Genomic DNA, 12,925 nt, shown 5'->3' on the forward strand with positions numbered 1-12,925 from the left:
TGTAGCTTGGCTTAAATATCACCTTTTTTGACTGCTCCCCCCTTTTGGATAGGGAAATGATTAAATTTATGAATGTTGTTTTGCTGTAGGAAATTCGGGGGAAAATGATTTGTTGAAAATTAGGCGTTTCGTTCAAGGAAGAGATGAAAAAGACTGGGTTAGAGTATGGAATGCAGCGCACAAGGAATATGACGATATGAGGCAAATGACGGTGGACGAATTTAGGATTGCTGAAAAAGCACCTAATTTTGATCCTGAAGGGAGATTTATTGCAGAACTGAATGAGCAGCCAGTTGGAATTATTCATGCCCATGTTGACAAAAAAAGAAGGGAAAAGAAGGGGTTCATGAGATCTTTTGGCATTATTCCTGAGTTTCGAGGTAAAAGCATAGAAGAAAAACTTGCGGAAACTGCTCTGAAGGAGTTAAAGAGTCGGGGGATGATGATTGTTCAAGGGTGGGCTGCCGATAGCAGGGAAGATAGGATTCGCCTTTGGGAGAACCTGGGGTTTAAACTGGTTCGTAAGTTTAGCTTAATGAAAGGAGACTTGGATGAGATTCCTTCAGGTATTGGAGAAAACGAGGAAGTGGTGCTGACAACGGTTAGAAAAGATTCGGACGAGGATTTGAAAATGCTTAATTGGCTTGGTAACGAATGCTTCAAGGAACACTTCAACTATAGACCTGGCACTGTTGAAGAGACGATTTATTTTCTGCGAAAAGATCCGTTTTTCAGGGTTCAAGAATGGTTCTTCGTTAGTCTGGGTGAGGAACACGTGGGGTATATCGGAGTAGGTGTTGATGAGAAGTATAATGTTGAGAGGAATGTTAAGTGTGGGTGGATCATGGATATCGGTGTGTTGAAGCCTGACAGAATACGAGGGATTGGAACTAGATTGATGTTGCAGGGTATGGGGACGCTGAAGGATAAGGGTATGACTATGGCGATGTTGGGCGTAGACGATTGGAATGTGACGAAGGCGATGAAATTATATGAGAAGGTTGGCTTCAAAGTGACCAAGAAGGATCTGACTTACGAAAGAAACCTTGAATAGCCAAATTCTTCTTTTTTCTACTAGAATCTCCGAATATTTAAAATGCTGTTTTGCTCAGTCATTTAACACAGATGCCTCGGTGGCTCAGCATGGTAGAGCAACGGTTTCGTAAACCGTCGGCCGCGGGATCGAAGCCCGCCCGAGGCTCCAAGAGCTATAATGCCGTTCGTACTAATTTCAGAGTCTTCCAGCCTCCTTATTCCTCTACCCAGACGAATTCGGTCATTCCAATGCGCCCCGACCATTTTATGGAAGTCAAATAGAAGAAAAGATTTGGGAACTTCTGCCTTTTAGAAGGCGCTCCGACATTGTTTCGATTCTAAAGTATGTTTTGTAGATCGGCAAGATAGTTAATAACGTCGACGCAGGTTGCTGCAAGATATGGTCTTTTGCCTAGAGAGATTTTCCTACCGAAACGCAGAATATATTTTTCGTCTTTCTTCGGCAGCCCCACCTGATCGCCCAAAACAAACACAGGATCCTCCCCAAACTCCACATTCCAAATGTCTTCACCTTTCTCCTCAAGAACAAATACGTTCCGCTTTTTCCTCACAAGCCCTTGCAAACTCTCCTTCTCAACACTTATTCCCTGATGTGAGTCACCAGACAAAACCTTTCTAAGGATTTCCTCCCAAGTCCGCTCGTCGGTTCTCACATCCCGAACAATGTGTCCATCCACAGTTAAGCAAAGTGGAGGACAAGGTGGTCCACCCAAGATAACATGAAAGACAACGTTACGCCTTATGGCGCCAGAAGTAAACAAACCCAAAAGCAGACATTGATAAACAACGTCTAACCTACCAGCCTCCCTCAAGCTTTCGAAATTACCATCGGTTTTGCCCCGACGAGAATACAAGATAAACTCTCTCATACACTCAATAATGACACATTTGAGGGATTTCTAACTTTCCGTTCCATACCCATTTAGAACCCAACAGAATAAAATAATCAAAGCGCTGAACGCGCATATTAGCCAGAAAAGAAACAAATAAACAACTCCCTTAAACATCTCTAAATGCCATAGGAGAAGAACAGTCATGCGACAAAGAAACACTTCCCTTCCCGAAAAAGCAGGGGCATACTTCAAGCAAGGCTACAACTGTACCCAAAGTGTTCTACTTGCAATGCAAGAACACTACAAACTCGAAAACGAGCTCATCCCGAAAATCGCTACGGCCTTCGGAGGCCGGAATCGGAAGATGCGGCTCACTATGCGGAGCCCTAACAGGCGCCATAATGGCAATCAGAATAAAACATGGAACCAACCAGCAAACCCAGAAAACCGAGAAAAAGCATACACACTAGCCCAGAAGTTTTATGAACAATTCGTAAAAGAATGCGGCAGCACTTATTGTCGAGAACTCATCGGATACGATCTAACCAATCTAGAAGACCTTGAGAAGGCTAGGAAGTTAAACGTGTTTGACAAAAAATGATCCCACTTCGTAAAGAAAGCCGTTGAAATACTAATTAACTTAGAAACATAGCGAAGCCCCGAGCGGGAATTGAACCCGCGACCTACAGCTTACAAGGCTGTTGCTCTAGCCACTGAGCTACCGGGGCACACGTGTATTCTCCGACAGAACCAACAAACAAACAGCTTAAATATTTTGTTAAATACACACGCACATTTCACTTTATGCTACAGAGTTGTCGGAATGCAATTTAAGACCGATTATCAGGTTTCCAATTGAGCCGCTATTTTGTTTCCAAACTCTTTGCATCTAGGAAACTCTTCCTCTAGAATCGGCCCCTTCATTCCTTGAACTTTTATTGACAGCCCATGAACCAGCAGTTTGGATTCAGGGACCTTTTCCTTTATTCTTTTCTCCATTTTCTTCACCGCCTTTTCGAAGAAGTAGCCACTTTTTTTCCCAAGGTATGTGTCAAAAGCAGCAAACAGTTTTCCCTTCAAGTCGAGTTTCCCAAGCCTGTCGATAAACGCCTTTACCCCCTTAGTTGGTCCGCCATAATGGTTCGGAGAACCAATCAAAATCGCATGGTAATCAAGGATCTTGTCGAGGTCAACCTCTTTGAGCTCACTGAGGGCAACTTCTATTCCTTCAACTTTTCTTATTCCTTCAACGATTTCTTCCGCTACAAGTTTGGTGTTACCATATTTCGATTCGTAAATAACGATGACTTTCGCCAACACCTCACCTCCTTTCAGATTCTTTAGTGCCGGGGGCGGGATTCGAACTCGCGACCTCTGGGCTTGGGCTCACAAGGCCCCTTTTCAGCTCTCCAGATTATGAGTCTGGCGCCCAAACCAGGCTAGGCTACCCCGGCTCAACCAATCTTTTTTACAAGCCACAATAAAGCCTTTCCGAAACAAAACAACCTCTTTTCAATAAAAACTTATCTAAACAACCATCACTCTTAACCCCTATCAGAAACTCACACAAAATAGCGGCAGGAGAAAACATCAATGGGCTATGAACAATGGTGGAAAACCTTAGAAAACCTCATAACCGAACTTCGAAAAAAACAGGTAACAATCTCCACAGAAGTCATGACCTCTCTACGATCTGCAAAAACCACGATAAACATCTACAAGGCAGACCCATCACGTTTAGAATCTATTCCTGTCATAGAGAACTACCTAATGACTGTCGAATCCAACCTCATAAACAGAGCAAAAGAGAGATTTGGCCAAGCCTTCATAGAGCGTTGGATTAAGAAGCTGGAAAAAGCTAGAAGAGAAGAAAACCTAAAAGCTGAAACGGCGACTTCACGGTTTATTCCAGGGCTTCCAAAAGGTAAGCATTGGATAAGAGTTTCAACTTCCGACGACATCCTTAAAGAAAACGTTGAAAAGTTGGCTGGCGAATTAGGGCTTTCCTGCAAGATGCAAAAAGACGGTTACGTATTAGTGTATGGCAGCAAGGAAGACGTGAAGGATTTTGTCAAAAAAATGGCGAAGGAATACCGAGGAATAAGGAAAAGTTAGACGCTTTTGTTTAAAAAACTGTTAAACGTCAGATTAAGTTATTTATAGAAGAATTCTATAGAAGAAGCTGTAAAGCCAATAGGCTGGCTAGCGAAAGCCGGAAAACCGTGGAGCGACCCCAGAAAGATGCCCTACGTGAAAAAAATCGAATTAAGAGGCTTCAAATCTTTTGGGCCAAAAACAGTAACTGTCACCTTAGACAAGGGTTTCACTGCCGTAACAGGACCAAACGGCAGCGGCAAAACAAACATCGTGGACGCTATTCTTTTTGTCTTAGGTGAACTCAGCGCGAGGAGAATGCGCGCCGAAAACCTGGCTAAATTAATATTCCACGGTTCACCAGATGCGGGATTAGGAAAAGCAAAGTCGGCTAGGGTTGTGCTCCAATTTGATAACAAAGATGGGCGTATACCTATAGACACCAACACTGTGACGATATCTAGAGAAGTTTTCAGAAACGGGCAGTGCGTCTACCGACTTAATGGACGAAGAATTTCGAGAACAAACATTAATAATATGCTCTCCATGGCAGGGATCTCATCTACTAGCCACAACATAATATTACAAGGCACAATTAACCGCATGACAGACATTTCTTCAAAAGACCGCCGAAAGATTCTTGAAGACATGGTGGGCATCGCTCAGTACGATTCTGAGAAAGCAGAAGCAGAAGAAAAACTACGAGTAGCTGAGATTTCAATTCGAACTGCCATGGGAAGAATCGACGAGGTGCAGAAACGAGTTGACGACCTTGAAAGAGAAAGAAACGAGCTACTTCGATATAACTTCATACAAAACGAAATAAAACGATTTGAAGCAATAAAGCTTTCTCACCAAATCTCAATCACCGAAGAGAAAGGGACGGAAATCTCTTCAAAACTTGAAGAAGCTCAACGCAGATTTGAAAACCTACGCCAAGTCCGCGACAAAATGCGGGATAACCGCCATTCCATTGAACGCGAGTGGAGAAGACTCAGCTCGGATATGGTGGAGGAAGGCGGTACACGGGTTCTTGAAGTTCAAATTAAAATAGGAGATTTGAAATCAAGACTAACTGAACTTTCAACAAAGACAAGTGCAGGCACAACCACTCTTGAAGGTTTAAGGAAAGTTAGGGAGAACAATATTCAACAGCTTGATTCGATGCAGGCTGAGATAAGTGAAAATCGCAAAAGAATGCAACAGCTAAAAAGAAAACGAGAGCGACTGTTAAAGGACTTCGACGCCAAACAAGCTGAACATGATATTCTCACCAGCGAGACTACACAACTCTGGGGAGATATTGGAGAAAACAGTAAAGAAATCCGGGAAACCGAACAGCAACTTGACAGGCTTTACCAAGAACTCGCTGACTTGAAGGCCGACTATGCTCAAGGGCAAACATCTAAAAGAATTTTGCTCCACAGACTAAACGACCTAAAAACTCGAAAGGAAAGGTTCACCGTCACTCTGGAAGAACTAGAAAAATCTTTTGTTGACTTGAAAGACGTTCAAAAAGAACAGAAAACGCGGCTGAACAGTCTGCAAAAGTCGCTTGAACGTAGAATCATACAGAAAGAGGCAGTTGAACGAGAAATTGATGAAGCAGGAGAAATTGCAGGCACCGCACGCGAAGCAGTTGTCGAGTTTGCAACCCAACGGGAACTTGCCGAAGCAGTCGCTGCAGAAGAAAACGCCTTGAGAAACATTGAAGAATTAGGCGAACTTGGGGTCATCTCAGGCGTTTATGGACGTCTTAAGAATTTGATCAAAATTGAAGGCCGCTACAAACAAGCTTTAGAAGCGGCTGGAGCAGGTTGGCTAGACGCTTTAGTAGTGCGTGATTTCGAAGCCGCATTTACGTGTGCTGAAACATTGAGACGTCTAAAACTTGGTAGGATTAGAATTATCCCGATAAAGGGGCTGGCAAGGAAAGTTGCGAGTCCGCGAGAATTAAGGAATGTTGAGGGATTCGCAACGGCCTTTGTGAAGTGTGCAAGAGAACATGAGCCAGCAGTTGATTTCGTTTTTGGCGATACGGTCGTTGCAAGGAACGATAAGACAGCATTGGGTGTATGTCAAAAAGGATACAGAAGTGTAACGACAAATGGAGACGTTTACGAAGTTGGGGGAGGGTTAGAAAGCGGCTTTTTCCGTGCACCCATCGATTTCTCCGCAATAATTCCAAGCGAAACCGCTATCAAAAGCCTAGATGAAGCCGTGAGAGCCCTTAAAGAACACTTAGCAAGAAGAGGAAAAGACGTTTCATTCTTCGAAGAGGAGATAGAGCTAACTCGAAGCGAGATAATAGGATTATCTGAAGCCATCGGCACCCTCGATGCTGAAATAGCTAGAGTTAAAAAAAGCACTAAAGTCACAAAACGAAACATCCGACGAATAGGCTTTTACATTCAAGGCGTTCAAGCAAAGCTGGAAAAAGAAAAAACGGAAATCGGGCTTCAAAAGGCTCAGCGACATGCAATTCGAAAAGACATGCGAAAACTGCGCACCAAATTGGCTGAATTAAGGCGCAAAACAGACCCGACACACATACAGAAGCTAGAAATCCAGAGGGATAGATTAGCCGAGAACATTATCATGCTTAGACAAAACTTAGGTAGTGTCAAAACAGAGTTCTCAACTTTGCAATCGAAATATGACAACGTTCTAAGGTTAGGCTACCGAAACGTCAAAGTTCAGCTTAGGAAGGTAGAAAAGCAGCTCGCAGTTGTGGAAAAAGAAGTTTATGAGGCACTGCAAGAAAAAGAACAGTTAAAAGAGGAACTTCTCAAGCTCGAAAAATCTAGAGAAGAACTTTCTCGCACTGTCCTAGGCGCAAGAGAAGAAGCAAAGAAGTTCACCGCTCAAATTGACGACATTGATAAGGAACTCAGAAAGATAGATGCTGAATACGAGCGTGCAGACCGTTTGCGCAATCAGCTTCAACTTTCACATCAAACATTACAACTTCAGGTGGACGGTTTTAGACGACAGTTAAGAGAATTCGGCTATGAAAAATTAATATCAATAACTCCTAGGCAACTTGAAGAAGCTGAAACTTCTCTTAGAATGATGGAATTTGAAGTAGAACGGCTAGGAGCAGTCAACCAGCTCGCTCTTTCTCATTACGCTGAACAAATATCCCGCTATAAGGAACTGTCACTACGCATGAACGAGCTGGAACGCGAAAAGCAATCCATAATAGCCTTCATGAACGAAGTAGAACGCAAAAAACGCGCGGTCTTCATGGAGGCTTTCGAAAAAATAAATAAAAACTTGAGGAGATACTTCTTAAAAGTAACAGATGGGGGTAATGCAGAGCTAAAGCTAGAGAACCCTGAAGACCCGTTCTCCGGAGGCATCGACATGATAGTTCGGTTTCCAGGCAAACAACCCTTACTCGTAAGCGGAGCCAGCGGCGGAGAAAGATCGGTTTCGGCAGTTGCATTTTTATTGGCCATACAAGAGCTTACGCCAGCCGCATTTTACATTCTTGACGAAGTTGACGCTCACTTAGATGCCTTGCATGTTGCAAAACTAGGAGAGCTTTTAGCAGAAGAGGCGGACAAATCTCAATTCATAGTAGTCACGTTGAAGCCTGAGATGGTTAACAAAGCTCAAAAAATTTACGGAGTTTACGAACGCAATGGAGTCTCCAAAGTGGTTTCCACCATGTTCACGGAGGCCAAATCCTAGTGACCATGAAAAAACCTTTTTATCTGCAACCCCCATGGAACATTCTCTTTGAAATTCACAAACTGGAAAAGGTGAAGCCTTGGAACGTTAACATATCCTTCCTGCTGGCGTCTTTCTTGGATGAAATGCAGAAGCGAGGCGAGGTTGACTTCCGCGCGTCAGGCGTGGCTTTAGACTCTTCTGCTTTCATATATTTAATGAAGTCAAAGCTTCTGCTAAAACTTGAGGAACCACCTGCTCCACCTAAACTCCCGCCGGACTTCATACCACCACCAATTTTCCTTCCACTACGGTACGAATTAACCTCTACTACGATTGAACAATTGCTTGAGGCTTTAGATTCGGTTTTGAAAGGCGAAAAACTATTACCATTGAAGCTCCGTTCAGAACCAATTCTACCCCTGCCAACTGATATTCTGCCTGAAATCGACCGTTATCTAATGGAAATCGAAAACTTGATGGAAAAACTATATACCAACATGCTTTGCCTCTCCAAAGGAAAACCGTTCTTGAACTTCAAGAAACTCATATTAAAAATGGATAGGGTTGAAGCAATCCGCACCTTTATTCTTCTTCTCTTTCTAGCTCAAAGGCGAAAAATTTGGCTCTGGCAAGAAGAAGAGTTTGGTGAAATCTACATCTCTATGAAGGGAGACGCTGTTGTTGAAGGAAGTGGAGCAAGCATCGCCTGAGACAACATCGCCAGAAATAAACAGGCAGAAACAGCGCCTAGCATTAATAGAGGCAGCATTGTACGTCGCCGGAAGACCGTTAGACTTGAAAACTTTAGCCTCTGTAGTTAAGACGCGTTCAAAAAATCTGGTTCAACAACTTGCACGCACCCTTAAACAAGAATATGACAATCGAAATACGAGTTTGGAAATATTAGAGTTGATGGATGAACGCTTCGTCATGCAACTAAGACCAGAATACTCTCCGCGCGTGCAAAGACTAGCTATGCGCCCCCTCCTGACGGTTGGCCCGTTAAAAACACTTTCATACATTGCCTATAGACAGCCTGTCCCCCAAAAACAAGTACTAAACGTCCGTGGCCACCATGTGTATAGCCACCTGAAGCAGTTAGAGGACTTTGGACTAATCACACGAGAACCTGTAGGTCGAACAAAAGTTATACGGACGACCCAATTTTTCGCAGACTACTTTGGCCTAAGCCACGACCTACGCGCCATGAAACGCCAACTCAAAAAGGTTTTTGGATCCGCCGAACCCGAATCCAAAGGAAAAGAAGAGAAATAGCGCTAAGCTTATATGTTAAATTTCGGTAGTCTCATGAAGTTCCACTGGAGATATTAGCGTTGTCTGTTTGGCACGGAGATTCACACAAAAAGAAACTTTCAGGCGGTCGCAAACGCGCCCATCGCAAAAAACGCCGCTTCGAACGAGGTTCTTTCCCAGTAGAAACTAGGTTGAGCGAAAGAAAACTAAAAACAGTTCGCCGACGAGGCGGTAACATAAAAACACGAGCCCTCAGAGAAAAACAAGCAAGCATTTCCAATCCAGCAACAGGAAAAACAGAAAAAACAGAGATCCTGCGAGTAGTGAAAAACCCAGCTAACATAGACTATGACAGACGCGGTGTAATCACAAAAGGAACAATTATAGAGACAAAGTTAGGACTTGCACGTGTAACTTCACGTCCTGGGCAACACGGATTAATAAACGCCATTTTGATTCCAGAAAAACAATAGCCTTGGACAAGCATTTTCTTATCACCCAGCACGCTTTGGATAACGCTATGACTTCTATGGAAAAGAAAGGCTATTACACACGCGCTTTTCTGATGGCAAAGAGTCTTTGTAGTTAGCACCAAAAAAGTAAGAGATCCTATTCTCTTGTTTCCTGACGGATGGCTGCTATTTCCTCAGCCATTTTCATTAAAGTTTGCATTTTTGTCTCTCTTTTCTGCACCATTATCCGTCCAGTTTTTCGCCAATGAATCGTTGGGTAGGTGGAATTCGTTTCGACTTCCGGCTTCAATTCTAAATGTTCTGCCGCTTTTTGAATTTCTGCCAAGTTTGGGTTTGGCACTGCAATATTTTTTGGCACTCTTCGTCCTTCCTTCCTCGTCTTAGACGAGTCGAAATAGACTGGCCAAAGAAGTATCTTCTTCTGCTTTCGCATATTTTTCCCTCTCTTAACATCAACATTTATTTTGCTCTTCTGTATTTCTATTTTCTTGCCGGATGATGAAAAGGTATTTGTTTGACTCGATGATATATCAGAGTTACACAGACGGCAACTCACGAAACTCATAGATGCTTTCTACAATTTGAGTCTAAAACTGATGAAACTAATAGTTTGCTTGCCGGATAACGATTTTTTGCTTCTTATTTTGTGTTTTCCGCTTTTTTGGGGATGTTTTCGTACTTTTAAGTTTTTCGGTTGCAGGTACTGTGTCCTCTGCGTCGGATTTGAAATCTGTTTTTTTTCGTCGGATGGAATAAACGGCAATTTTTGAGATTTGAAATTTTCTTTTGAAGTGATTTCTTCGTAAAGAATAACCACCTGATGCAATAAGTAGTCAATTCCACGATCTAACGGAACATTGTTTTTCTCAGCATAATCTCTCAGCCTCAAAAGCGTTAAATGTAGAGTCTCAAACAGTTCCATGTTGAGTCGATGCATACGTAATGTTTCATCGCACACATCTCTTAGCTTTTCAATGATATCCAAAGTCAAATACCTCACTTGTTCTCCATTAACCATTTTTTCTTTTGTTCCTTGGCGTTTTCGATGTCTCTGATACGAGGTCTTATTCGTTCCTCAAGTTCTTTTTCTATTCCTTCAAGATCTTTCTGTATTTTGTCTAACTGGGTTTTGTCTGCTTTGCCCTTGAGTGAACGCACTTCATCAGTAAGCGAGGACAATGCACGTTTTAGAGCGATCATTTGGTTGTGAAGCGGGAAGACTATATCAGTTATGAACCCCAAATGTTCATCCGTTTTTCGTCGGGTTTTTTGCTCGTTTTCTATTAGCATATAAGTGTCTCCAACATAGAAGGCAAGTTTTTGTATTATGTGATTTAAAGGGCGCACAATGTTTGATATTACGATTCGTGCCACTGGCAACGAGCTATCCAGTTTTTCGAGTTGTTTTATGAGATCTGCGGTTTCTTCTTGGCGCCTCTTGAGGTAGTTGTCATTTGTCTTCATCATCTTTTTCCCGCCTCTTTTTGTGGTTTGGATAGATCTTGTTTAATCCACAAGTCAATAGCTTCTTCTATGGCTTCGCTAATGTTTCCTTTTTTCATTCCCTTTCGTTCAAAGATTGTTCGTCTGAACTTTTCTTCTAGTTTGTCCTTAAGGACAACATTTATTTTCCCCATTATATCACCACAAAACCTTATAGAGATAGATACATAAAAGGTTTTAGGTTTGGAGAGATAAACCGATAACCTTTTATACTTATTTATGTATTTATAGAGATAGAGAGATATGTGGTGATTGAATGATAACTACTACACAACAAACCGCTCGAAAAGAACGGGGAAAAACAATAGCGATTATAGGCGGTCAAGTGAAGTTTTTTGAAGAAACTATTTTTGAAGTGAAAAGTCAGTCGGGTAATGGCAAATATGAGGTTTTGAAAACGAGTATAGGTTGGATGTGTAGTTGCCCAGACCATATTTACCGACACATTAAATGCAAACACATCTACGCAGTCAATTTTTCTCTAGCATTAAAGAAACGAGTAGAATCTAAACGAATAACTCCAATAAACAATGTTTCTTCTTGCATCTACTGTAAATCAACAAACATAGTAAAGGATGGAGTCCGACACAACAAACACACAGACATTCAAAAGTTCTACTGCCGAAACTGTCAACAATACTTCTCTTTCAATGTAGGATTTGAAAAGATGAAACATAGCCCCCAAGCAATAACCACGGCATTGCAACTATACTTCAGTGGAGAATCTTTAAGGAACACTCAGAAATCGTTGAGACTTTTAGGCGTGGAAGTTGTACACTCAACGGTTTACAAATGGATAAAGAAGTACATCGGTTTAATGGAAAAATACATCGAGAAACTAAAACCAGAAGTTTCTGACACTTGGAGAGCTGACGAACTTTGGGTAAAATTCAAAGGCGACATGAAATACGTCTTCGCTATAATGGATGATGAAACACGTTGCTGGATAGCTCAAGAAGTTGCAGAAACCAAGTTTAAGCATGATGCTAGAAAGCTGTTTCAGTTAGCCAAGAAGGTAACTGGAAAAAAGCCTATGACATTGATAACTGACGGTCTTCCAGCTTACAATGACGCATACAAGAAAGAGTTCTGGACACTTAGAAATCCAAGAACCAACCACATACGACACATCAAAATACGAGGCGACAAGAACAACAACAAAATGGAAAGACTAAACGGAGAAATTCGTGATAGAGAAAAAGTCATGAGAGGATTGAAAAAGAAAGACACTCCAATACTTAAGGGATACCAAATATTTCATAACTACATTAGAACCCACGAAGGTTTGAACGGCAAAACACCCGCAGAAGCATGTGGAATAAACGTTGAAGGAAAGAACAAGTGGAAAACTCTAATTCAAAACGCAAGTAGAAACGGAAATTAATTCAACAGTCTAATACGATTCCAACATTTCCCCATGAAGAAAGGTCTAATTCAATATTATGGAGTTTCTTTCTTGGAAAGTTATCACCAGTCATTCTCACTTCTAGGACATATTTCTCACCTTTAGGAAGTACGAGAGGTTGCTGAAGGATTGTGCGGATAGCGACATTAAGTGATTTCTTTGGCACTTGACATAGTTGAACGATTATTCTATCACCAGAATTGATACTTGTACGTCTTTCATAGACTGGATGTGGCAAAATGAGCTGATAGTCGTCTTCCCCACGACCTTTTACTTTTATTTTAACCTTACAATCTATTGCTTTGGTTTTTCCCTTGTTTCTGATTCGTAAAAATAGGTCTTTATACTCGTCTTTAGTGCCAGCGTTACGAAGCTTTACCCATGAGTTCTCGATTGTAAAGTCGGGTTCACTAAACATTTTCAGAACATATCCTATACCGCCAAACATAGCAAAAAACCCCAGAAATAGAGCTAGAATTAATGCCCCGAATCTCTCGTCTCTCATGTTCAAGAATGAATAGTAATAGATGGCTAGAGCAATTGAAAAACCAAAATATGCCAATGAGACCATTTTCACAATAGTCTTGTCTTGAACCATAATCAACACTAATATTCATCTTCGCATTTAA

15 protein-coding genes and 3 tRNA genes are annotated in these 12,925 nt (G+C 41.8%); 9 read left to right on the plus strand and 9 right to left on the minus strand.

Annotated elements, in window-relative coordinates; all coding sequences use genetic code 11:
• The first annotated feature begins 109 nt into the window (after positions 1–109).
• Positions 110–1,054, plus strand: coding sequence for a GNAT family N-acetyltransferase (locus NWE91_07080; protein MCW3986153.1), 945 nt, complete (start codon positions 110–112; stop codon positions 1,052–1,054).
• A 73-nt stretch (positions 1,055–1,127) separates the two neighbouring features.
• Positions 1,128–1,204, plus strand: a tRNA-Thr gene (locus NWE91_07085).
• Positions 1,205–1,373: 169 nt separating this feature from the next.
• Here NWE91_07085 and NWE91_07090 read toward each other — a convergent pair.
• Positions 1,374–1,925 (minus strand): tRNA (pseudouridine(54)-N(1))-methyltransferase TrmY, encoded by a 552-nt coding sequence (locus NWE91_07090; GenBank protein MCW3986154.1) that lies wholly within the window; start codon positions 1,923–1,925, stop codon positions 1,374–1,376.
• 166 nt (positions 1,926–2,091) lie between these two features.
• Between NWE91_07090 and NWE91_07095 the strand changes: the two genes are divergently transcribed.
• Positions 2,092–2,490 (plus strand): C-GCAxxG-C-C family protein, encoded by a 399-nt coding sequence (locus tag NWE91_07095; GenBank protein ID MCW3986155.1) that lies wholly within the window; start codon positions 2,092–2,094, stop codon positions 2,488–2,490.
• Between the two features lie 54 nt (positions 2,491–2,544).
• On the opposite strand, the gene NWE91_07100 is transcribed toward NWE91_07095, so the two are convergent.
• The 3 genes from NWE91_07100 to NWE91_07110 all read right to left on the minus strand — a co-directional run bounded on the left by NWE91_07100 (position 2,545) and on the right by NWE91_07110 (position 3,343).
• Positions 2,545–2,617 (minus strand) — tRNA-Thr (locus tag NWE91_07100).
• A 115-nt stretch (positions 2,618–2,732) separates the two neighbouring features.
• Positions 2,733–3,206, minus strand: a complete 474-nt coding sequence (locus tag NWE91_07105) for a flavodoxin family protein (GenBank protein ID MCW3986156.1) — start codon at positions 3,204–3,206, stop codon at positions 2,733–2,735.
• Between the two features lie 27 nt (positions 3,207–3,233).
• A tRNA-Met gene (locus NWE91_07110) sits at positions 3,234–3,343 on the minus strand.
• Between the two features lie 139 nt (positions 3,344–3,482).
• Here NWE91_07110 and NWE91_07115 point away from each other — a divergent pair.
• The 5 genes from NWE91_07115 to NWE91_07135 all read left to right on the plus strand — a co-directional run bounded on the left by NWE91_07115 (position 3,483) and on the right by NWE91_07135 (position 9,388).
• Positions 3,483–4,004 (plus strand): DUF2096 domain-containing protein, encoded by a 522-nt coding sequence (locus tag NWE91_07115; protein ID MCW3986157.1) that lies wholly within the window; start codon positions 3,483–3,485, stop codon positions 4,002–4,004.
• 126 nt (positions 4,005–4,130) lie between these two features.
• Positions 4,131–7,679, plus strand: coding sequence for a chromosome segregation protein SMC (smc, locus tag NWE91_07120; protein MCW3986158.1), 3,549 nt, complete (start codon positions 4,131–4,133; stop codon positions 7,677–7,679).
• Positions 7,679–8,371 (plus strand): hypothetical protein, encoded by a 693-nt coding sequence (locus NWE91_07125; GenBank protein ID MCW3986159.1) that lies wholly within the window; start codon positions 7,679–7,681, stop codon positions 8,369–8,371. Before smc ends, NWE91_07125 begins: the two co-directional genes overlap by 1 nt.
• Positions 8,352–8,936, plus strand: coding sequence for an SMC-Scp complex subunit ScpB (locus tag NWE91_07130; GenBank protein ID MCW3986160.1), 585 nt, complete (start codon positions 8,352–8,354; stop codon positions 8,934–8,936). Before NWE91_07125 ends, NWE91_07130 begins: the two co-directional genes overlap by 20 nt.
• Before the next feature lie 59 nt (positions 8,937–8,995).
• The gene (locus NWE91_07135; protein ID MCW3986161.1) at positions 8,996–9,388 is read left to right on the plus strand and encodes a 30S ribosomal protein S8e; all 393 of its coding nucleotides are present in this window, start codon (positions 8,996–8,998) and stop codon (positions 9,386–9,388) included.
• Between the two features lie 136 nt (positions 9,389–9,524).
• On the opposite strand, the gene NWE91_07140 is transcribed toward NWE91_07135, so the two are convergent.
• The 4 genes from NWE91_07140 to NWE91_07155 form a co-directional block, all read right to left on the minus strand.
• Positions 9,525–9,821, minus strand: a complete 297-nt coding sequence (locus NWE91_07140; GenBank protein ID MCW3986162.1) for a signal recognition particle protein Srp19 — start codon at positions 9,819–9,821, stop codon at positions 9,525–9,527.
• Between the two features lie 141 nt (positions 9,822–9,962).
• Entirely contained in the window at positions 9,963–10,388 is a 426-nt protein-coding gene (locus NWE91_07145; GenBank protein ID MCW3986163.1) for a hypothetical protein, read from the minus strand.
• Positions 10,385–10,855 (minus strand): hypothetical protein, encoded by a 471-nt coding sequence (locus NWE91_07150; protein ID MCW3986164.1) that lies wholly within the window; start codon positions 10,853–10,855, stop codon positions 10,385–10,387. Before NWE91_07150 ends, NWE91_07145 begins: the two co-directional genes overlap by 4 nt.
• Positions 10,852–11,025, minus strand: a complete 174-nt coding sequence (locus NWE91_07155) for a hypothetical protein (GenBank protein ID MCW3986165.1) — start codon at positions 11,023–11,025, stop codon at positions 10,852–10,854. Before NWE91_07155 ends, NWE91_07150 begins: the two co-directional genes overlap by 4 nt.
• Before the next feature lie 122 nt (positions 11,026–11,147).
• Between NWE91_07155 and NWE91_07160 the strand changes: the two genes are divergently transcribed.
• Positions 11,148–12,275 (plus strand): DDE-type integrase/transposase/recombinase, encoded by a 1,128-nt coding sequence (locus tag NWE91_07160; protein ID MCW3986166.1) that lies wholly within the window; start codon positions 11,148–11,150, stop codon positions 12,273–12,275.
• Position 12,276: 1 nt separating this feature from the next.
• On the opposite strand, the gene NWE91_07165 is transcribed toward NWE91_07160, so the two are convergent.
• On the minus strand, positions 12,277–12,894 hold the full coding sequence (locus NWE91_07165) for a hypothetical protein (GenBank protein ID MCW3986167.1): 618 nt from the start codon (positions 12,892–12,894) through the stop codon (positions 12,277–12,279).
• Between the last annotated feature and the right edge of the window lie 31 nt (positions 12,895–12,925).

The sequence above is a fragment of the Candidatus Bathyarchaeota archaeon genome, assembly GCA_026014805.1.
In the GTDB taxonomy this organism is placed as follows: domain Archaea; phylum Thermoproteota; class Bathyarchaeia; order Bathyarchaeales; family SOJC01; genus JAGLZW01.